At 41.4% G+C, this 20,539-nt stretch carries 21 protein-coding genes, 1 rRNA gene and 1 pseudogene; 20 read left to right on the forward strand and 3 right to left on the reverse strand.

What is annotated here, in order from left to right; translation table 11 throughout:
• From WMO75_RS04715 to WMO75_RS04730, 4 genes are all read left to right on the forward strand, one after another.
• A 23S ribosomal RNA gene (locus WMO75_RS04715) occupies positions 1–137 on the forward strand; the annotation flags it as partial.
• 346 nt (positions 138–483) lie between these two features.
• A complete protein-coding gene (locus WMO75_RS04720) occupies positions 484–2,280 on the forward strand; it encodes an IS1096 element passenger TnpR family protein (protein ID WP_118699129.1) in 1,797 nt (598 codons plus the stop codon).
• A 20-nt stretch (positions 2,281–2,300) separates the two neighbouring features.
• The gene (locus tag WMO75_RS04725) at positions 2,301–3,032 is read left to right on the forward strand and encodes a histidine phosphatase family protein (protein ID WP_303223309.1); all 732 of its coding nucleotides are present in this window, start codon (positions 2,301–2,303) and stop codon (positions 3,030–3,032) included.
• Positions 3,033–3,154: 122 nt separating this feature from the next.
• Complete coding sequence (locus WMO75_RS04730; RefSeq protein WP_173907450.1) at positions 3,155–3,724, forward strand: hypothetical protein; 570 nt, start codon at positions 3,155–3,157, stop codon at positions 3,722–3,724.
• A gap of 34 nt (positions 3,725–3,758) precedes the next feature.
• On the opposite strand, the gene WMO75_RS04735 is transcribed toward WMO75_RS04730, so the two are convergent.
• The 3 genes from WMO75_RS04735 to WMO75_RS04745 form a co-directional block, all read right to left on the reverse strand.
• Entirely contained in the window at positions 3,759–4,580 is an 822-nt protein-coding gene (locus WMO75_RS04735; RefSeq protein ID WP_173907449.1) for a sensor histidine kinase, read from the reverse strand.
• Between the two features lie 505 nt (positions 4,581–5,085).
• The gene (locus tag WMO75_RS04740) at positions 5,086–5,817 is read right to left on the reverse strand and encodes a LytR/AlgR family response regulator transcription factor (RefSeq protein WP_173907448.1); all 732 of its coding nucleotides are present in this window, start codon (positions 5,815–5,817) and stop codon (positions 5,086–5,088) included.
• Positions 5,818–5,988: 171 nt separating this feature from the next.
• Entirely contained in the window at positions 5,989–7,284 is a 1,296-nt protein-coding gene (locus WMO75_RS04745; protein WP_435377830.1) for an IS701 family transposase, read from the reverse strand.
• 191 nt (positions 7,285–7,475) lie between these two features.
• Between WMO75_RS04745 and WMO75_RS04750 the strand changes: the two genes are divergently transcribed.
• The 16 genes and pseudogenes from WMO75_RS04750 (at position 7,476) to WMO75_RS04825 (ending at position 20,408) form a co-directional block, all read left to right on the forward strand.
• Entirely contained in the window at positions 7,476–9,287 is a 1,812-nt protein-coding gene (locus tag WMO75_RS04750) for an IS1096 element passenger TnpR family protein (protein WP_349077705.1), read from the forward strand.
• 20 nt (positions 9,288–9,307) lie between these two features.
• A pseudogene (locus WMO75_RS04755) lies at positions 9,308–10,038 on the forward strand (histidine phosphatase family protein).
• Between the two features lie 167 nt (positions 10,039–10,205).
• Positions 10,206–11,024: a TolB-like translocation protein gene (locus WMO75_RS04760; RefSeq protein WP_022213281.1), complete on the forward strand. Its 819-nt coding sequence runs from the start codon at positions 10,206–10,208 to the stop codon at positions 11,022–11,024.
• Between the two features lie 41 nt (positions 11,025–11,065).
• Positions 11,066–11,671, forward strand: coding sequence for an outer membrane protein assembly factor BamB family protein (locus tag WMO75_RS04765; RefSeq protein ID WP_118252359.1), 606 nt, complete (start codon positions 11,066–11,068; stop codon positions 11,669–11,671).
• Between the two features lie 173 nt (positions 11,672–11,844).
• Positions 11,845–12,807 carry an alpha/beta hydrolase gene (locus WMO75_RS04770; protein ID WP_118252369.1) on the forward strand — a complete coding sequence of 321 codons (963 nt, stop codon included), beginning with the start codon at positions 11,845–11,847 and terminating at the stop codon, positions 12,805–12,807.
• Positions 12,774–14,585, forward strand: coding sequence for a DUF6320 domain-containing protein (locus WMO75_RS04775; RefSeq protein ID WP_022215527.1), 1,812 nt, complete (start codon positions 12,774–12,776; stop codon positions 14,583–14,585). Before WMO75_RS04770 ends, WMO75_RS04775 begins: the two co-directional genes overlap by 34 nt.
• A gap of 24 nt (positions 14,586–14,609) precedes the next feature.
• Positions 14,610–16,046 (forward strand): serine/threonine protein kinase, encoded by a 1,437-nt coding sequence (locus tag WMO75_RS04780; protein WP_302700013.1) that lies wholly within the window; start codon positions 14,610–14,612, stop codon positions 16,044–16,046.
• A 31-nt stretch (positions 16,047–16,077) separates the two neighbouring features.
• Positions 16,078–16,248, forward strand: a complete 171-nt coding sequence (locus WMO75_RS04785; protein WP_015540605.1) for a hypothetical protein — start codon at positions 16,078–16,080, stop codon at positions 16,246–16,248.
• 20 nt (positions 16,249–16,268) lie between these two features.
• Positions 16,269–17,294, forward strand: coding sequence for a transglutaminase domain-containing protein (locus WMO75_RS04790; protein WP_118699126.1), 1,026 nt, complete (start codon positions 16,269–16,271; stop codon positions 17,292–17,294).
• A 27-nt stretch (positions 17,295–17,321) separates the two neighbouring features.
• Entirely contained in the window at positions 17,322–17,540 is a 219-nt protein-coding gene (locus tag WMO75_RS04795) for a hypothetical protein (RefSeq protein ID WP_022215524.1), read from the forward strand.
• Between the two features lie 37 nt (positions 17,541–17,577).
• Positions 17,578–17,706 (forward strand): helix-turn-helix domain-containing protein, encoded by a 129-nt coding sequence (locus WMO75_RS04800; RefSeq protein ID WP_334290852.1) that lies wholly within the window; start codon positions 17,578–17,580, stop codon positions 17,704–17,706.
• Positions 17,696–18,211, forward strand: coding sequence for a phosphatase PAP2 family protein (locus WMO75_RS04805; protein WP_303223306.1), 516 nt, complete (start codon positions 17,696–17,698; stop codon positions 18,209–18,211). The genes WMO75_RS04800 and WMO75_RS04805 overlap by 11 nt, the downstream gene beginning before the upstream one ends.
• A gap of 21 nt (positions 18,212–18,232) precedes the next feature.
• Positions 18,233–18,508 carry an acylphosphatase gene (locus WMO75_RS04810; RefSeq protein WP_303223304.1) on the forward strand — a complete coding sequence of 92 codons (276 nt, stop codon included), beginning with the start codon at positions 18,233–18,235 and terminating at the stop codon, positions 18,506–18,508.
• 14 nt (positions 18,509–18,522) lie between these two features.
• Entirely contained in the window at positions 18,523–18,783 is a 261-nt protein-coding gene (locus WMO75_RS04815) for a hypothetical protein (protein ID WP_022215521.1), read from the forward strand.
• A gap of 76 nt (positions 18,784–18,859) precedes the next feature.
• A complete protein-coding gene (locus WMO75_RS04820; protein WP_303223303.1) occupies positions 18,860–19,726 on the forward strand; it encodes an EamA family transporter in 867 nt (288 codons plus the stop codon).
• A 139-nt stretch (positions 19,727–19,865) separates the two neighbouring features.
• A complete protein-coding gene (locus tag WMO75_RS04825) occupies positions 19,866–20,408 on the forward strand; it encodes a histidine phosphatase family protein (RefSeq protein WP_118252353.1) in 543 nt (180 codons plus the stop codon).
• Positions 20,409–20,539: the final 131 nt, after the last annotated feature.

The raw sequence follows: 20,539 nt of genomic DNA on the forward strand, positions 1-20,539 counted from the left end.
GTGAAGCCCCCCTCAAGATGAGATATCCCATCCGAAAGGAGTAAACCCCCTTGAAGACGACGAGGTTGATAGGGCAGGGGTGGAAGTGCGGTAACGCATGGAGCTGACTGCTACTAATAGGGTGAGGGCTTGACCAACTAGTGAGAAAGCGGTCAAGACAGAATGGAAACAGAACGGAGTGAGTTTACTCACGGAGGGCTGTTTACAGACTGGATTGAACATTTGCGAGCAAATGACACCGAATGACGAAGTCATGAGGTGACCGATTTCGAACGGAAGCTTGGTTATTGATTCAGAAATGTCAACATGTATGTGGTTTTGAAGATACGATAGAAAAAAGCCAATGCTAGAGCAGATGAGAAATCTGTTGTATCATTGGTTTTTTTATTTCTTAAATATAGAATGGCGGACTGTATCTTTGAACTGTTTCAGTGTATACTGAGATAAAAACTAATAATAAATTTATACGTAAAGGATGAACATATGGAATTTTATAAGGTAAAAATAACCAGAAAAGGAACAAAACCACCTATTTGGAGACGCTGCCTTGTTCCTGCAGATATCACATTTGCACAGATGGCAGTTGTACTTGAAGAGATTCTGGAATATGAAACTTCATCTTTATATGAATTTGAATTTTTCCAGAAAAAAGTACGCATCCGGGAATGGACAGAAGACGGGGAAAGCGCAACCTGGCAGTATGATTTTCAAAATGCAGCAGATACTTTCGTAAATGATCTGATGAATACAGAAAAATGGTTTACTTTCAGAATCCATGCAGAAGAAAAACTGCCAGAATATCGTGTAGATATTGAAAACAGAGTTAAGAAAGCGGTATTAGATGAGGGAGACAAAGAAGTATGCTTTCCTGTAATCATGAAAGAAGTAAGCAGAGAAGATGAAGAAATATGGACAGATGCATTAGAAAGAAATGCTTATCTTGAAGAGACTTTCAAACTGCAGGACGGAGAATCTGATTATCGCAGCTTCGAAGAAATTAAGGCAGATACAGAAAGCAATAAAATCCTCATAACCAGCACAAAGCCAGTAAGTCGGGAACTTCATAATAAACAATCCACTGATTCAATCATGAGAGAATTTACGGATAACTATCTGAATCCATTTATTGAACAAAAAATGGCAGAGCTTGAGCTGGAAGAAGAAGGAACCAGAAATCCAGATGTCAAAGAATACCTTCTTTCCTACAAAAAAGAAGATCTCGAAGAAAAAGCCAAAGAATTCAACATCACCTGCAGTGGCAGCACCAAAGAAGAACTTGCAGAGGAGATTGCGAAATATGTTCTGAGTCCGGAAGGAATGCGAGAGATTTTTCTTCAGGCAGATGAATGGGAAGCAGATGCATTTGAGGCAGTCCTGGACAAGAAATGTTTTCTTGCAGAAGAAACAGACTGGATCAAACTTGGCTGGCTCAGCGATGCAGGATATGTGGTTTCCTACAGCGACCATCATGCCGAAGTTCCGAAAGCAGTTATTTCCTTATATAAAGAGATCAACACTCCGGAATTCCGCAAATTATGCAGACAGGTAAGCTGGATGCGTTCCTGCCAGACTATGCTCGGATTTATTTATGCGATCGCGCCATTAAAGATCGTATACCGCATGTATCGCAGAAGACCAGATTACAAGGTAAGCTATGACGAATTCCTTGAAATCTTGAAACAGGTTCCGGAAAACGACAATATGTGCATCGTCCGCGATGACAAAATGATCCTCAAAACAGTACTTCGCGAAAACCTTTATGAACGGATCGAAGAGTATCAGGGAGATAGAGAATTCTATATGCCGTCACCGGAAGAAGTGCTGGACTATGCAAAACACGGCTACCCATCCCAGGATCCGGCATATAAAAAACTTGAAAACTTCCTGAGAGAAGAACTTCATCAGAATACAGCTCAGATCACAGAGCTGATGTACATTGTGTTCAAAGAGTTTTCTATGGATGGAATGCTTTCTGATATCACAGAAGAGTTTAAGAACAGAAATGTTGTGTTTGAATCAGATAAACAGATGGAAACTTTTGCTTCTATCATGACAAATGTAAATAATAACACAAGAATGCTGGATTTCCGTGGATATACACCGAATGAGATCGCACGTATGTCCGCATCGGAAAGAACGATTCCGTCAATCGTTCCGATGGGAAGCATAGCAAATAAGACTTTTGTTCCGTCAAATATGGCAACAAAGAAAATCTATCCAAACGATCCATGCCCATGCGGAAGCGGTAAGAAATACAAGAAATGCTGTGGCAGAAAGTAAGAAAGGACAGGCTTTAAAATATGAAGTTATTGATCGTGCGTCACGGTGATCCGGATTACACCATAGATTCCCTGACAGAAAAAGGCTGGAAAGAAGTTGAATTTCTTTCTGAGAAACTTTCAAAACTTGATATCAAAGATTTTTATGTGTCACCGCTCGGCAGAGCCAAAGACACCGCATCTCTTACTCTCAAAAAAATGAACCGCACAGCAACAGAATGTGACTGGCTCAGAGAGTTTGATGTTCTGATTAATCGTCCGGATGTAACAGATCGAAAAATTATTATCTGGGACTGGCTTCCGCAGGACTGGACGATGGATGAACGTTTTTACCAGTATGATCACTGGTTTGAAAATGAACGAATGCAGGAAGCAGATGCCAGGGGTTATTATGACTATGTCACAGGAGAGTTTGATAAGCTCCTTGCAGAACATGGGTATGTCAGAGAGGGACATTATTACCGGGTAGAAAAGGCAAATAATGATACACTTGTTTTCTTCTGTCATTTTGGACTGGAGTGTGTTCTTCTGAGCCATCTGATGAGTGTATCGCCAATGGTTCTCTGGCATGGAGCCTGTGCCGCCCCAAGTTCCGTGACTACAGTAACAACCGAAGAAAGACGAGAAGGAATCGCAAGTTTCAGAATGAATTCTTTCGGAGATATTTCACATCTTTATGCAAACAACGAGCCACCTGCTTTTGCAGCGAGATTCTGTGAATGCTATGATAATAAAGATGAACGTCATGAGTAAATAATGTTGTGATCTGAAAGAGGCCACTTACGTCGCTTCCGTTTCCACTCCCGTCAGTTTTATTGAAAAAACTGTAAAAAAAAGTAAAATAGAGATAAATAAAACGAAGGGAGATGCAAACAATGATGAGAAAAAAAACAATGGCTTTTCTGATGGCTGGAATGATGATATTTGGAGGTACAATGCCGGTATTTGCAGAAACAGAAACGCAGAGTGGAAGTGATACTATAGTATGGAGTTATGAAGATATCGATCCGGAACTTTATGAAGGAGAATGGATGTCCTTTGACTATGGATTTGATTTGTATCTTCCGACTGAATGGACTGAAGCGAGCGATGAAGAGACTGAAAATATTGTATACAAGCTGGACAGCCCGGACAAAAAAATATCCTTGGCAATTACCTGTAATACATCAGAAGACATGGGAGCCAAAGCCGAACTGGACGCAGTAAAAAAGAATTTGGAAACACAGGGATTCACAGGGCTTGCAGATGTAGAAATAAATAATATCCCGGTAGTTGGATTTGATGATGAAGAAAATAAAGTGAGCGGAATTGCATTTGTTGGTGAAAGCGGAAATATGTATACGATTCTTATAGGACCTTTGGAAGATGAGGACTCACAGACTGTCGCTGCAAATATTTTAAAATCATTCAGCGAGACAGAAACTGACGCAGAAAGTGAATCATAAAAGAAAATCGGTCTCTGCGCCAGTATAAAGAAAATCAGATGGGTATCATAATATCCACATAAAATCTGGAATCATCATTAGAAAACTGTACCGTTCCATTGTACTTTTCTACAGTGAGCTGAATCGATGACAGACCAATACCATGACCATTTTTTCGAGTGGTCTGGTATTGGTTTTTTTCTTTTTTTACAATACCATCAAAAGTGTTGGTAGAAACAATATAAAGATAGGAATCATGCCGGGTGGTGACGGACAACTGAACAGATCTTTTTTCAGATGAAACAGTTTTGCATCCATCTATCGCATTTTCGAGGACATTTCCAAGGATACTGCAAAGGTCAATATCGGTAACCGGAAGATGCTCAGGAATGTTTATGTATATACGGATATCAACAGCAGATTCTCTGGCAATGGGTATCAGATAGTTTAACAGGGCATTTACAGAGTTATTCTGGCAATAAGTAATAACATGGCTGACTGGAAGAGCATTTATATATTTTTTCAGATACTGATTCAGAGAGTCATACTCTTTTTCATCTGCCAGCATTTTCAGAGTATGAAGAGTATGACGAAAATCGTGGCGTACACGTGCGGTTTCTTCCATATATTTAGTCTGTTTCAGATATTGGGCTTCCTGCATTTCAAGAAAATGGTTTCTTTCCGAGACTTTGGCTGAATCCAGTAAAGCAACTGCAACAAAATAAAAAAGTACATAGATCATCAGCATCAGGGAAAGCAGGATACCCAGAACGCACCAGAAGATAAAAAACATACGGTTTAGATATAGCGTTTCATGCCTCTGTGGTATGACCAGGATATTCACTCCTAGAAAAGTACCCGAGATTAAAACAGTCATATACCAGACTTTTGGCGAAGAAAGAGAATCAATCAGAAAGCTGCCATATTGCATAAGAGGCAATGTAAGCAATAAGAGCATAAGCAGACTGACGCCAAAATGAAATAAACTGGTGTCCACGCGGGAGATAAACACAGCAGAATCTGGATAGCGAGCAGCATCGTAACCATTGGTAAAATTAGAGGAAAAGCTTAAAAGGGCACATACAAAAACAAAAACGGCCAGAGACTGGCTGAAATTTGCGCATACAGAGAATTGAAAGAATAAAAAAAATAAAATCAGCATCGGGAAAGTAAAAAAATTGTCACTGAGAGAAAATCTGCATTTCAGATAAGCGGCAATCGGAATGAGCGTTATGAAAAAAATAAAAATGCAGAGAAATATCTGAGTTTTTTTTAATTTCAGCTGATGCTTCATAGGGCAATAACATAAAACAGCAGCAGGAAGAAATGGAAGATAAGAAGTTAATTCTGCTAAATAGCCGGATACAGTCATAGTGCCCTCCTTATAAAGTCTGCTCGGAGCGTATTTTCTGAAAAATATAATTTTTCCAGAGTTCTTCAATATGTTTGTATTTTTTTACATTTACAGGGAGCTGATGCATTCCCTCCATGTAACAGGAATGGTCTGCAAATCGGATGATATAATCCATATTCACCAGTATTCCGCGAATGATAAGAAGAAAACGGAAATCATCTGTCAACAGTTCCGATATATCGCGAAAATTCATGCGTGTAATATAACTGTGGCCTTGTTGAGTCACGATTTCCGAACAGTGATCAGAAGAACGAACGAAAATAATATCAGAAAATGGAATGGTATGAGATTCTCTGTTTGATATAAAAGAAAGCAGCCGTTCTTCCCTGGTAGTGCGCTTCATTAAATCATCCATCAGGCGAAAAATGCGGCTTTTTTCAAAGGGTTTGGTAACATACTCATAGGCATGAATGCGAAAAGCATCTGCCATATGCTCAGGACTGGATGTGATAAAAATCAACAGCAGATTTGCGTCGGTTTTGCGAATAACCTCTGCGGTTTCGATGCCGGTGATTCCATTCATATAAATATCCAGAAATACTGCAGCATACTGGCACGGGCGGTAATTTTTCAAAAATTCTTCTCCGCTGGAAAAGCAATGCAGAATCAGATCATTTGAGTGATGCGCAGCATACTCGACAAGAATGTCATGAAGGTTGTCACAATCTGTCTTAGAATCGTCAATAAGAGCAAGAACCATAAGGAACACCTCTTTCAAAAAAATAAACTGTAAAACGAAGTTAAGGGTAAAATTATAAATACAGTATAACAGAAAACTGTAAAATGAAAAACTTGTATTTTTTACAGAAGGAGCGAGATGGTTTGGCTTTTTATTTTAAATCAAACTTAAAACAAACACCAGTTTACAACTTTATAAATGGTAGATTTGTTGATGAATCAACTGATTTAAAGCCTTTTTCACAGCATTTGTTTTTATGTGTGTTTCGATGTTTTTGACGAAAGTGGCCAAAAATATCTGGCTGCGAATACCCTGACTTAATTCAAAACGAAATTCCTGTACACTCTTTGTGCGGTATTCAGAAAAAGTTTTATCCTGATACGGCAGAAGTTTCATAGCACAGTAACTGATATTGATCAGATTGACCAGCATTTCAATCCCTTTGCAGCTCCGCACCATATAGCTGCAAAAAGACCAGAATGTTTTCTGCTCATAGTAGCTTGTCTCGATATTCCAGCGAAATGAGTATAAAAACAGCGGGATATATTTCATCCAGTCACTGCCGGTCTGATTCAATGGTGCTTTTTCCTGCCATGCGCAGAAAATCTGGAGTTCTTCTGGAAAGATCGTACTGAAAAACAGGCGTTTTGTGCCATGCTCTTTTTCTGTGGCTGTGACATAAGCCAAAACTTCCTGACTGCCAAAGATCCTGGTAAGGACACGGCGGACACCGGTATAGTAATCACCGATTTTTTCATCGGAAAAGGTAAAGTCAGTCTCAACGGAAAGCTGTTTTCCATGTTTAGCCGGACGTTCCCTGTGGCCTGTACGTGCAGGAGCAAGGTCATACATGGCAGAATCAATCCTTGCATTACCAATAAGATCCAGGTTCGGATATTCGTTGACAATACAGACCAGATTTTGCTTCGTATACCAGCTGTCACAGAGAATAATGACATGTTCCCTGTTTTGAAATTCAGGTATGACTTTACGGATCATAGAGGCAGCAAGTTCCAGCTTGGATTCTTTTTTCTGCCACATACGGTATCCAAGTGGAACGGAAAGATAAGAGATCTTATCCTGGTTCCATACAGGCATGCAGAGCATGATGCTTACAAAGCAGTGTCCATTCAGATAGTTCGAACCGTTATGTGCGGCATGGTCAAACAGTTTTGAAACGTTTTCAAATTTCGTACCAGACTTGGGTACCATCGTATCATCAACACAAAGAAATACAGGCTGTGTTTTTAATGAGTCTGGGATGACCTTCAATGCGGTCTTTGCAGTGGTATTCATAAATCTGGAATAATCAATTTTTGCATAGGAACATGCATAGTAAAAAGCATTCAGAGATTTTTCCGTTATTCCAGATAAAAAATGCTGATACAGGAAGCGTACGGAATGAGCAGATTCTAATGCAAGTATTGACAGTATGAGTAAAAACAGGGTATCTGCTGTTGGAGCAGAAAAAGTTTCAAAATAAATCAAAAAATATCGATGAAGTCTACCAATCAGAGTTTTTTCGTTGTATAATGTTTTTGTCGTACAGGGTCACTTTCCTTTGTAATGTTGTAAGCAAACTCATTATACATCAGAAAGTCCTGTACGATATTTTTTATGAAAAAAGTTGTAAACTGGTGTAAGAAATCTAATATAAGTTTAATGTAAAGGATGAACATATGGAATTTTATCAGTTAAAAATAACCAGAAAAGGAACAAAACCCCCCATCTGGAGAAGATGTCTTGTTCCGTCAAATATCACATTCTCACAGATGGCAGTCGTTCTTGAAGAAATTCTGGAATATGAAACTTCATCTTTGCATGAATTTGAATTTTTTCAGAAAAAAGTACATGTTCGGGAATGGGCAGAAGGCGGCAAAACCGTTACAAACTGGCAGTATGATTTCCGAAGTGCGGCAGATACGTTTGTAAATGATCTGATGGATACAGAGAAATGGTTTACTTTCAGGATTCATGCAGAAGAAAAATTGCCAGAATATCGTGTAGATATTGAAAACAAAGTCAAGAAAGCAATATTAGATGATGGTGACAGAGAAGTATGTTTTCCGGTGATCATAAAAGAGGTAAGCAGAGAAGATGAAAGCATATGGACAGATGCATTAGAAAGAAATACTTATCTTGAAGATACCTTCAGACTGCAGGATGGAGAATCTGATCATCGTAACTTTGAAGAGATCAAAGCAGATACAGAAAACAATAAAATTCTTATGACCAGTACTAACCCGGTAAGTCCGGAACTTCATAATAAACAATCTGCAAATACAATTATGAAGGAATTTGCAGATTGTTATCTGAACCCATTTATTGAAGAAAAAATGGCAGAGCTTGAACTGGAAGAAGAAGGAAGCAGAAATCCGGATGTAAAAGAGTATCTTCTTTCTTATAAAAAAGAAGATCTTGAAGAAAAAGCAAAGGAATTCAATATCACATGCAGTGGTGATTCTAAAGAAATTCTTGCAGACGAACTTGCCAAATATGTCCTGAGTCCGGAAGGAATGAGAGAGATTTTTCTTCAGGCAGATGAATGGGAAGCAGATGCTTTTGAGACAATTTTAGATAAGAAGTGCTTCCTTGCGACTGAAGAAGACTGGCTCAAACTGGGATGGCTTAGTGATGCCGGATACGTGGTTTCTTACAGTGATCATCATGCAGAAGTTCCGAAAGATGTTATTTCCTTATATAAAGAAATTAATACGCCGGAATTTAATAAATTATGCAGACAGGTAAGTTGGATGCGTTCCTGCCAGACTATGCTGGGATTTATTTATGCAATCGCACCGTTAAAGATTGTATATCGTATGTATCGCAGAAGACCGGAATACAAAGTGAGCTATGATGAATTTCTTGAGATTCTGAAACAGGTTCCGGAAAACGATAATATGTGTATTGTACGTGGCGACAAAATGATCTTTAAAACAGTTCTTCAGGATAATCTTTATGAAAGAATTGAGGAGTATCAGGGAGACAGAGAGTTTTACATGCCATCTCCGGAGGAAGTTCTGGATTATGCCAAGCATGGATATCCATCTGAAGATCCGGCATATAAAAAACTGGAAAATTTCCTGAGAGAGGAACTTCATCAGAATACAGTTCAGATCGTGGAACTGATGTATATTGTATTTAAAGAGTTTTCCATGGATGGAATGCTTTCTGATATCATGGAGGAATTTAACAGCAGAAATATTGTGTTTAATTCAGAAAAACAGACAGAAGAGTTTGCTGCCATTATGATGAATGTAAACAACAATACCAGAATGCTGGATTTCCGTGGATATACACCAAATGAGATCGCACGTATGTCCAGACCGGAAGCATCATCCAGGGTTATGCCGTCTATGGTGCCGATGGGAAGTATAGCATCAACTCCGTCATTTATTCCGTCAAATGCAGCGACGAAGAAAATTTATCCAAATGATCCATGTCCATGTGGAAGTGGAAAAAAATATAAAAAATGCTGTGGCAGAAAGTAAGAAAGGACAGACTTTAAAGTATGAAATTACTGATCGTGCGTCATGGGGATCCGGATTATACTATAGATTCTCTGACAGAAAAAGGCTGGAAAGAGGCAGAATATCTTTCTGAGAAACTTTCAAAACTTGACATCAGAGATTTTTATGTATCACCTCTCGGAAGAGCAAAGGATACGGCCTCTCTTACTCTGCAAAAAATGAACCGAACAGCGACAGAATGTGACTGGCTCAGAGAGTTTGATGTTCTGATCGACCGTCCGGATGTAACGGACCGCAAGATCATTCTCTGGGATTGGCTTCCACAGGACTGGAGCATGGACGAGCGTTTTTATCAGTATGATCACTGGTTTGAAAATGAACGCCTCCAGGCAGCAGATACAAAAAACATTACGACTATGTCACAGGAGAATTTGATAAGCTTCTCGCAGAACATGGTTATGTCAGAGAAGGACACTACTACAGAGTCGAAAAAGCAAACAACGATACCATCGTTTTTTTCTGCCATTTCGGCCTGGAATGTGTGCTTCTGAGCCATCTGATGAGCGTATCCCCAATGGTCCTCTGGCACGGAGCCGCCGCTGCGCCAAGTTCCGTAACGACCGTAACAACAGAAGAAAGACGCAAAGGAATCGCAAGTTTCAGAATGAATTCCTTCGGCGACATTTCCCACCTTTACGCAAACAACGAACCGCCTGCCTTTGCAGCGAGATTCTGCGAATGCTACGATAATAAAGACGAAAGACATGATTAAATTGAGAGAGGACGAGATTCAAAAGAATCTTGTCCTTTCTTGCGTATAGGACAGGTGTATGGTATATTAAAACTATAAATTAACAGATCAGACATATTATTTTCAATATATAAAGAAGGCAACAGCGATGTTGGCTGAAAATATATAAAAAATGAAGGAGGAAAAAAATGGAAAGGGGAACCAAAATTTTTAAAAGAATGTTGGGTGTTGTCCTGGCGATTGTGATGTGTATGACATTGACAACAGTACAGACACCAACGGAGGTGCAGGCAGCGTCAGGATTGAGTTCTTATAAGAGGGTAAGTTTTTATAAGTCTCAGAAAATTGGAAATACGGTGTATTCCATGAAATATAATGACAGATATAACAGATACACGATTTATATGAGAAGAAATGGAAAAACACAGGCACTTGTCAGAGACTGCTCGGGTGGAAGCTTTGTTACAAATGGAAAGGTTATTTACTATACAAGTGGAAACTTTTATTCTTATGGTTCATTTGGAGGAAATTACAAAAATATTCGAATCAAACAGTATTCGATCAGTTCCAGAAAGTCCAGAACACTGCTTTATAAATCAGGACCTGCGAGATCTCTGGCACCGGTTGCCTGTGATGGAACTTATCTTTATTTTGGTCTTTGCACACAGTATGGTGGTGCATATTATAATTTAAGCATTATGAATGTGAGGACCAGAAGAGTTGCTTATACCAATTATGGCGTGAGTGATATTCGCCGTCTGAGTAATGGAAAACTCCTTGTTTCAGCGACAGAATTTCCACATGGAGGAAGTCTTGCAATCATGAACCGCAATGGCAGCGGCAGAAAACTGATTACCAGAGAAAATGTCACGCAGGTAAGCGTAAAGGGCAAATACATTTACTACACAGAATCGAAATATTCCTGGGAAAGCAGGAAATGCAGATGCGATTTAAATGGAAATAACAAAAAAGCATTGACGAAATGGAGTGGCGGACTCGCCAGGTAACTTTGAGAATGTTTGGGATAATCCCGGAAAGGAAGATATCTATGAAAAAGAAGACCAGAAAAATCCTGTTACCGGTCATATTGTTTTTGATATTAATGGCGATGATGCCTGTTCAGGCTCAGGCTGCAAATCGGACAGCAACTACAGTCAGAATGAAAACTTATTACAAAAGCGGTAAGAAGTTTATGACTGTACGGGGGCTGGACAGCAGGAGCAGATTAGTCTGGAAATATACAACAAAGAGTTATCCTGCTACAGAACTTAAGCAGATAACCTGCCTTGTTCGCGCAGACAAAGTTTATGTTTTTGAGAGTTCCAAAGTAATTGCATTTCGGAAAAAAGACGGCAGACGTTTATGGAGCACATCCAAAATCAGCCCGGCAGGGCATATTTTCGGTTTTGACAGGTACGATAATCTTTATGTAACCGGCTACTATGACAAGTATGTTTACAAAATATCGACTAAAGGAAAGATTATTTGGAAAACAAACACATTCAGAACCGGAAATTACTGGCCATACAAAGTAACTGCTTCCGGAAACTATGTTACTATTTTGTACGATATGAACTCAAGGAATTATTCATCCCGGAAGGTTCATAAAATTATTTTTAATATGAGGAACGGCAGAATCGTAAGATATTCGTAGTCCGGACATGGAAATGCCAACCTGCCAGTGGTGTGAAAAACACCGCTGGCAGTTTTTTTTGACTCCAAAACAGAAAACAAAAATCAAATTGCGAAAGAGTAAAATAGATAATATAATGTTGAGTAAGATATTAATTCACACAGACAAGGAGTAAACATTTGATTTCAAAGACAATGCAAACAATCTTACATGCACTATCTTATGGAAATATAGAGGTGGAGGCGTCACGGCGGCTGGCAGATATTAAGAAGCTGGATGCGATGCGTATATTTGTGAAGAAACTGGATACAAAAGTGTATAATGGAGCTTATGAAGTACCTGTGCGGCTGTATTTTCCGAGTGAGGAAGCTATGAGCGGAGAGCCTGTGGATGGAGAAAAATATCCGGTTCTGCTCTTTTTTCATGGCGGCGGCTGGGTGACGGAAAGTGTGGAGAATTATGACCGCGTATGCAGCAGGATGGCGCAGTCTACAGGGCATATCGTGATGTCTGTGGAGTATCGTCTTGCACCGGAATATCATTTCCCGGTTCCGCTGGAGGACTGTTATGCGGCGGCGAAAGCACTTTATACAGGCAGACTGATCCTTCCGGCTGATCCGGACAGAATCACGATCATTGGAGACAGCGCAGGAGGAAATCTTGCGGCGGCGGTCTGCCTTCTTGCAAGAGAACGAGGAGAGTTCATGCCACGGAAACAGATCCTGATCTATCCAGCATTGAACAACTGTTATACAGAAGAATCCCCCTATAGATCCGTGCAGGAAAATGGCGAAGGCTATCTCCTCACAGCAGTCAAAATGGAAGATTATCTCAAATTATATGAGAGCAGTCCAGATGACAGACAGAACCCATATTTCGCACCGATCCTCGAAAAAGACCTCTCCCATATGCCGGATACGTTGATCCTTACCGCAGAGTTTGATCCCCTGCGGGACGAAGGAGAAGCATACGGTAAACGCCTGGAAGAAGCGGGAAATTATGTGGAAGTGCACAGGATCCCGGAAGCACTTCACGGCTATTTTGCACTGGGGATCCGGTTCCTTCATGTGCAGGAAAGCTTTGAGATCATGAATAAGTTTTTGGAGAAAGAAGCGGATAAAACGTGGAAACAGGATATTCAAAATGGAGAAAATTAGATAACGCGGCACTGGCTTTTCCGCTGGTGACGGGGAAGAATGACAGCAGGGTTTTCCGGTTTTACTGCCAGCTGAAAGAAGAGGTAGATCCGGATATTCTGCAGAAAGCACTGGACCAGACAATGGAGAAATATCCACTGTTCCAGGCGGTGCTCCGCAAGGGTTTGTTCTGGTTTTATCTGGAGCGAAGAGACATCCGGGCAGTCGTAAAACCGGAGAAAAAACCACCGTGCAGCCAGCTCTATATACCGGATCAGAAGTCGCTTCTGTTTCGCGTGAGCTACCACAGAAACCGGATCAATTTCGAGGTTTATCATGCACTGACAGACGGAACAGGAGCGATGAATTTCGTTACAGAACTGGTTCAGGATTACTTGATCCTGGCACATCCTGAAGATAAACTTCCATGGATCGAACTGGCAGATGAGGCGACTCCCGGCGAGCAGGAAGAGGACAGTTTTTCACAGTATTATTCGTCAAAAATCCCAAAAAACAAAGAGAAAAAACCACCGGCAGTGCAGCTGAAAGGAGAGAAACTGATTCACTCCGATATGCAGATCACGGAAGTCATTTTTTCGGTGAAAGAGATTCTGGCAAAAGCCCGTTCTTATAGTGTGTCGATCACGATATTTCTGACTGCACTTCTGCTTCGCGCGATTCATGAGGATATCCCGAAGAACCAGCAGAAGCGCCCGATCACACTGATGATCCCGGTCAATCTGCGTAATTATTTTCCATCACAGTCAATGGGAAATTTCTTTGGCTGGATCGAAGTAGGCTATAAATTTGAGGAAAGTACAACTTTCGAACAGCTTCTGCAATCCGTAAAAGACCAGTTTAAAGAAAAACTTCAGAAAGACAGGATCGCAATGGATATGAACGGTTATGTCCGTCTGGAAAAGAATCCGTTCATACGTGCAGTCCCACTGGAGATCAAACGATATTTCCTCATTGCAGGTGCAAATCTGGGAGGAAGAAGTATTACAGCAGTATATTCCAATATCGGAATTCTCAAATTCCCTCCGGAATATAAGACGTATATTGACAGGTTCGGTATCTTTGCAAGCACGAATTCCCTGCAGGTCTGCTCCTGTTCTTATGAAGATCAGTTTGTGGTAGATTTTACCTCTAAAATACCGGATGACAGGATCCAGAAAAACTTTGTCCGCATGCTGAAAGAAGAGGGGATTTCCTGCAAAGAAGAAAAAAATGAATTCCCGGGATGCGGTGAAAAACAAAAAAAAGAGGACAGAAAAGTGATGCAGACTTTCACATTTTTGTGCCTGGCAGTTGCTGTGATCTGCGGCATGTTCAACTATCTGATGCTCGGAACACTGAACTGGTTCTGGTTCGCGTCAGCAGGCTGTTTCTGTGCCTGGCTGGTGGTTCATGTGGCTTATCTGAAGCGAAGAAACATCCTCAAGAATGAAATGTGGCAGCTTCTGATCATAACGGTTTTATGTGTTTTGTGGGATCATTTTACGGGATGGCATGGCTGGTCGATCGACTTCGTATTTCCATTCGGAGCACTGGCAGTCCTGGGTTCGATCCCTGTGATCGCAAAGATCAACCATCTGGAAAGAGAAGAATACCTGTACTATCTGATACAATCCGCAGGTATAGGATGTATTCCTGCAATCCTGACCGCAGTCGGCCTCATTACTTACACCTGGCCGTCTGTATTAAGTGCAGGGATCAGCTTTCTGACGCTGGCAGGTTTGTTTATTTTTCAGAAAAAGGACATGTTGCGTGAATTCAGAAAGAAATTAAGAATATAAAAAATTAAAAAGGGAAAGAAAAATATGGGACAGGAAAAAGCGTTACCATGGAAAAACTGGGAAGTAGTTAAGCTTATCGGAAAAGGAACGTATGGAGATGTCTATGAAATCCGGAAAGAGAATACCCAATATGCTGCCAGAGCGGCATTGAAAGTAATTCACGTATCGCTTGATGAGCAGAAAAGGCGAGAACTGGAATCCGAAAGGATTTCACTGGCATCGTATTTACAGGAAACGCAGGCGAATATTACTTCAGAGATTAATATTATGGAATCTTTGAAAAGTGCATCACATATTGTGGCGATTGAGGATTCTGAAATTCAGGAAGAACCTGATGGGTGGACTCTTTTTATAAGGATGGAACTTCTTAAAAGTCTGGTGCAGCTTCGAAGCGAAAGAAACCTTACAATGAAAGAAATCCTGAAACTGGGACTTGATCTGTGCGATGGGCTGCAGGCATGCAGGAAAAAAGGTGTTATACACAGAGATATCAAACCAGCCAATATTTTTATTTCAGAGTTTGGGGAGTATAAATTAGGCGATTTTGGAATTTCCAAACAGTTGGAACATACGATGTCAGGGTCTACGCGGGCAGGAACTGAAAGCTATATGGCTCCGGAAGTTTTTTACGGAAAAGTGTATGATGCTACGGTAGATCTTTACTCTCTGGGGATTGTTTTATACCAGCTTGCAAATAAGGGAAAGCTGCCGTTTGTGCCACAGGATCGGGAAGTTGTGTCATACAGTGATGTAACAAAGGCAAAGCAGAGACGTCTAAAAGGAGAGATACTTCCAGACCCGGCAATGGGAGGCCATGTACTTGGCGATATTCTGCGGAAGGCATGTGCAGTTAATCCGAGAGATCGATACCAGAGTCCGCAGGAAATGTATGAAGAACTAGAAAAGCTTTTACAAAGCTATGACCAGAACCAGAAAGACCAGGAAACAGCAAAAGTTTCAGAAAAAGAAAGAGCAGAAGAAGACATTCATTTTTTCTCCGGATTGGAAGATGATTTGGAGAAAACAGAAGCAGAGAAAACAGAAGCAGTGAAACCGGAACGGGTGATAGTACAGCCGGTGGAACCGGAGAATAAAACGCCGAAAACTCCAAAGAAATCCTCCAAAATGCCAGCGATAATCGGCATTCTGTGTATTGCGGGAATTGCAATGGCTGCATTTGGCTATATGAGAATGGGAAATTCACAGAAAATCGAATCGAAAGAGAATCAGGAAGTATCGGCAACTGCCATTCCGACAATAAGTGCAGCACCAACGGAAGCTCCGATAGAAACTCCAACAGAAGCCCCTGTTCCGACAGTTGAAATCTCCCCAACAGAAGCTGCATTGGAGGAAAATACAGAAGAAACGGATTGGTTCAACGATTTTGACAACAGAGATTCGGAAGAGACAGACTGGTTTGATGACTGGAACTATGACGAGAATGGAAATAAGGTAAATTAAAAATATCCACTTTACAACAAGGAGAAAAACAATGTTAGAATGTGATTATGAAGTAAAACAGATCGATGGAGACTATGCACATCTGCAGAGGATTGACAGACCAGAGGAGGAACTTAAGCTGGTGGCGAGGGCGCTTCTGCCGATGGAGATTTATGAGGGATGTATCCTTCATTATGAGATGATGCAGTACTCTATGAAATAGATCCGGGAGATACGAGTAAGATGGAACAGTATTACTACAACCACATGGATAAACAGAAGCAGGCGGCGTATCATGCCATGCTGCAGGGAATCCGCGGACTGGCGGATGAATTTCAGATTCCGGCACTGGATGCAGATGCTCTATATGATGTATTTTTTCAGCTGAGGCTGGATCATCCGGAGATTTTCTGGGCAACCGGATACAAGTACCGCTATTACAAAGACTCACCGAATATCATCTTTATCCCGGAGTATCTCTTCGAAAAAAGTAAGATCAAAGAACACCAGAAGGCAATGACCGCACGGGTAGACAAGCTCGTGCGGCCTGCCAAAAACCTGTCCGAATGGGAAAAGGAAAAATATGTCCACGATTTTATCTGCGAAAACATCCGCTACGATAAACTCAAGAAACCATATTCTCACGAGATCATAGGACCACTCGGACAGGGAGTGGGTGTCTGTGAGGGAATCGCCAAGGCGGTCAAAGTTCTTCTCGATGAGCTTGGTGTCTGGTGCGTCATCGCAATCTGCGGAAACAATCCGGATAAGGGGATCAAATACCGCCACACCTGGAATATCGTCAAAGTCGGCGGCGTATATTATCATCTGGATGCGACTTTTGACAACACCCTTGGAAAGAGCGACCAGGTGCAGGATATCCGCTACGATTACTTTAATCTTGACGATAAGAGTATTTTCCGGGATCATGAGCCTCTGATCGCACCGGCACCACACTGCACAGATCACGAACATTTTTACTACAAAGAAAAGAAACTTTCCTTTACGAAGCAGGAAGATGTCTACAAGCGCTCCCTGCAGGCTGCAAAGAAAGGCAAAACACTCACCTTCCACTGGCGTGGCGGCTATCTTACCAGAGAAGTACTGAAGGAACTTCTCGACCTGATCCGCAAAGCGGGAGAAGAAAGAAAAAAGACACCAGTTGTAAATGTCAACTGGCCGCAGGCAGTCCTGAGCCTCCATTACATAGAAGAACAGGCACAGGAATGCATCACAATGGAAGATGCAAATGAGGGAGAAAAAGAATAAGTTTTTTATCTAAAAGGGGAAATTACTATGCTGGAAACATTTCAGGTTTTACATATTGAAGAACCGGATTTCGGCTGTGAAGGGTGGCCGGATGGATTTGAGATCAAAGACAAAGTACTTCTCAAAAGCAATCTCACAGGAGAAGAAAAAATCATCCACGAAAAAGATGCCAGACTGTATGAGCTGGACATCAACGAGGGCGACGAAGTGTTTCTGATCGAAGGCGAACTGAGAAAACTGCGGTAGGAGCTTAGGTCTTGTTCATGGGATAAATAGGAAAAGGATGAGGAGATTGCTGAAGCGATTCAAAACAGAGATCAATCCTACAGAAGAGCAGAAGATTAAAATACATAAGACAATCGGCACATGCAGATACATTTATAAACAATGGAGTGAGGATTATGAGCATTGAATTAAAAATCCTGGATTTTATCCAGACACTGCATACACCGGTGCTGGATAAGATCATGGTCGGGATCACCAGACTTGGAGATGCCGGAATTATCTGGATCATTTTGACGGCGATCTTTCTGGTAATACCGAAAACAAGGCGGACCGGCGGCGTAATGCTGGCGGCACTGGTTGTACAGACGATACTGTGCAATGTGATACTCAAAAATCTGTTTGCGAGGACAAGACCGTATGATGTAAATACGACGGTTCAGCTTCTGGTTCCGAAGCTGCATGATTTTTCTTTCCCGTCGGGTCACACATCAGCATCGTTTACAACAGTGAGCGCATTGTATTTTGCAAAAAATAAAGCCTGGAAACCGGCACTGGTACTTGCCTGCCTGATCGCAGTCTCAAGACTTTATTTATATGTACATTATCCTACAGATGTACTGGGAGGAATCCTTCTCGGAATTTTGTCAGGATATATAGGATACAAAATTATGGAAAAACTGAGAAACAGATAGAATAAATATAGAGGAAAAACCATGCAGAAAATCAGAGAAGCGATCAGTTTTTATGGACGAGTCCAGGGTGTTGGATTCCGGTATAAATTAGGATACCTGGCACAGATGTACACCGTGACCGGATGGGCGAGGAACGAATATGACGGTTCTGTTTCGACAGAATTGCAGGGGCTTGAGGAAGATATTGACAAGATCATTCAGGCACTTTACAATGACCGTTATATAGAGATTGATGATATCCGAAGACGGAGGATTTCTCTGGATGAGAATGAGCGGCGATTCGGAATCCGCTACTGAAGGGAGATGCACAAATGGAAGAATTATATCAGGCAATCGAGGAGAAGATCAAGTCATCAGGCTATCCGAGAGAGATTTCCGGAGAAGCAGTCTACGAGGACATCTGTGACCAGATCGACGGCAAGGAAAATGGTACTTATGTGTTACTTTCCAAGTTTGAGGATGATGTGATCTTTGAGTATCATATCACAGTTATGGATCATGAATTTAATCTTGGAATCCTTACAATGAGACTTCCAGAGGGAGTTTACGCAGTAAACTTTGATGAGGATTAATAAGGATTGATTAGCAGAGAGCGGGCAGAGACCTGCTCTTTTTGCAGATAAAATGAATAAAGAGGGGGGATTGTTTATGTGGATCTTATTCGCAGTAGGATCTTCTTTTTTTGCGGGAATCACAGCGATTCTCGCAAAGTGTGGAATTCAGAAAACAGATTCAGATGTGGCGACAGCAGTGAGAACGATCGTAGTTCTTCTGTTCTCATGGCTGATGGTGCTGGTCACGGGGACTTTTTCTGGAATCCACAATATCAGCAGAGAGACGCTGCTGTTTCTCGTTTTGTCCGGACTGGCGACGGGAGCATCGTGGCTGTGCTATTTTCATGCGCTCCAGAAAGGCGATGTCAACAAGGTTGTGCCAATCGATAAATCTAGTACGATACTGACGATCTTCCTGGCGTTGATCTTTCTCCATGAGGGACTGACATGGGCGAAGCTTGGCTGTGTCTGTCTGATCGCGATCGGTACTTATATGATGATCTCCAGAAAGAAAGTTATAGAAGATACAAAGAAAAAAGACAGCAGTTGGTTTATTTATGCAGTGCTTTCAGCAGTCTTTGCGAGCCTGACAGCGATTCTTGGAAAGGTTGGAATTTCAGGGATTGACTCAAACCTGGGAACCGCGATCCGTACAACAGTTGTGCTTCTGATGGCATGGCTGATGGTTTTTGTCCAGGGTAAGCAGAAGGAAGTAAAAGAGATTGAGAAAAAAGAGCTTCTTTTTATCGGACTTTCAGGTATCGCGACAGGAGCTTCCTGGCTCTGTTATTATCGTGCTCTGCAGGAAGGACCTGCAAGTGTTGTCGTGCCGATCGATAAACTCAGTATTCTCGTGACGATTGCTTTTTCCTGGATCGTTTTCCACGAAAAACTGACGCGCAAATCTGCGGTGGGAGTTGTACTGATCACTGTCGGAACGGTACTTATGACGATGGCGTAAAATCATCAGAGTCATTGTGAATGGGATGGATGGCAGGGCGATAGAAATTTCCTATAACATTATAACAAAATAGAGATACCCATTTACAGGATAAAGATGGTAAGATAAAGAAAAACGAAAGAGCAGGAGTTGAAATACAATGGGACATTTTTATTTTGTGAGACATGGACAGACAGTCTGGAATGTAGAGAATAAGATCTGCGGAGCGACAGATATCGCGCTGACAGAGAAGGGACATCAGCAGGCGATCGAGACAGGGCATGAGATTCTGCGACAGGGGATCCAGGCAGATGAGATCCTTTATTCTCCGTTGATGCGTGCAGCAGATACAGCAAAACATATTTCTGAGATCACCGGAATCCCGGCGCGTGTAGAGCCGAGACTGATCGAGCAGAATTTCGGAAAATACGAATCCACTGCCCGCAACGGAGAGGAATTCCAGAAAGCAAAGCAGCAGTTCATTACCAGATACGACGGTGGAGAATCCATGCTGCATCTGGCACAGAGGATCTACAATCTCCTCGACGAGATCAAAGAAGAATCCGATCACAAAACCTATATCCTCGTGGCACACAACGGGATTTCCAGGGTGATCCAGTCCTATTTCTACGAGATGACAAACGAAGAATACGCGACATTCGGAGTGAAAAACTGCGAAGTCAGAAGATTTGATTTTGAGTGATAAATGAAACAAAAATACAGGCAGGAAATTCGCATAACAGCGCAAAATTCCTGCCTGTTTTTATGTTGTAGTGCGGAATGCAGTATGCTATAATACACACTAGTATACTAGGTTAAAAGGAGCGTTTAGCA

This window comes from Blautia intestinihominis, assembly GCF_040096655.1.
Taxonomy (GTDB): Bacteria; Bacillota; Clostridia; order Lachnospirales; family Lachnospiraceae; genus Blautia_A; species Blautia_A intestinihominis.

Bases quoted from the DNA above. Each gene is read 5' to 3' on its own strand.
- WMO75_RS04720 (WP_118699129.1), top strand. From the start codon at position 484: ATGGAATTTTATAAGGTAAAAATAACCAGAAAAGGAACAAAACCACCT.
- WMO75_RS04725 (WP_303223309.1), top strand. From the start codon at position 2,301: ATGAAGTTATTGATCGTGCGTCACGGTGATCCGGATTACACCATAGAT.
- WMO75_RS04730 (WP_173907450.1), top strand. From the start codon at position 3,155: ATGATGAGAAAAAAAACAATGGCTTTTCTGATGGCTGGAATGATGATA.
- WMO75_RS04735 (WP_173907449.1), bottom strand. From the start codon at position 4,580: ATGACTGTTTTAATCTCGGGTACTTTTCTAGGAGTGAATATCCTGGTC.
- WMO75_RS04740 (WP_173907448.1), bottom strand. From the start codon at position 5,817: ATGGTTCTTGCTCTTATTGACGATTCTAAGACAGATTGTGACAACCTT.
- WMO75_RS04750 (WP_349077705.1), top strand. From the start codon at position 7,476: ATGGAATTTTATCAGTTAAAAATAACCAGAAAAGGAACAAAACCCCCC.
- WMO75_RS04760 (WP_022213281.1), top strand. From the start codon at position 10,206: ATGGAAAGGGGAACCAAAATTTTTAAAAGAATGTTGGGTGTTGTCCTG.
- WMO75_RS04765 (WP_118252359.1), top strand. From the start codon at position 11,066: ATGAAAAAGAAGACCAGAAAAATCCTGTTACCGGTCATATTGTTTTTG.
- WMO75_RS04770 (WP_118252369.1), top strand. From the start codon at position 11,845: ATGCAAACAATCTTACATGCACTATCTTATGGAAATATAGAGGTGGAG.
- WMO75_RS04780 (WP_302700013.1), top strand. From the start codon at position 14,610: ATGGGACAGGAAAAAGCGTTACCATGGAAAAACTGGGAAGTAGTTAAG.
- WMO75_RS04785 (WP_015540605.1), top strand. From the start codon at position 16,078: ATGTTAGAATGTGATTATGAAGTAAAACAGATCGATGGAGACTATGCA.
- WMO75_RS04790 (WP_118699126.1), top strand. From the start codon at position 16,269: ATGGAACAGTATTACTACAACCACATGGATAAACAGAAGCAGGCGGCG.
- WMO75_RS04795 (WP_022215524.1), top strand. From the start codon at position 17,322: ATGCTGGAAACATTTCAGGTTTTACATATTGAAGAACCGGATTTCGGC.
- WMO75_RS04800 (WP_334290852.1), top strand. From the start codon at position 17,578: ATGAGGAGATTGCTGAAGCGATTCAAAACAGAGATCAATCCTACAGAA.
- WMO75_RS04805 (WP_303223306.1), top strand. From the start codon at position 17,696: ATGAGCATTGAATTAAAAATCCTGGATTTTATCCAGACACTGCATACA.
- WMO75_RS04810 (WP_303223304.1), top strand. From the start codon at position 18,233: ATGCAGAAAATCAGAGAAGCGATCAGTTTTTATGGACGAGTCCAGGGT.
- WMO75_RS04815 (WP_022215521.1), top strand. From the start codon at position 18,523: ATGGAAGAATTATATCAGGCAATCGAGGAGAAGATCAAGTCATCAGGC.
- WMO75_RS04820 (WP_303223303.1), top strand. From the start codon at position 18,860: ATGTGGATCTTATTCGCAGTAGGATCTTCTTTTTTTGCGGGAATCACA.
- WMO75_RS04825 (WP_118252353.1), top strand. From the start codon at position 19,866: ATGGGACATTTTTATTTTGTGAGACATGGACAGACAGTCTGGAATGTA.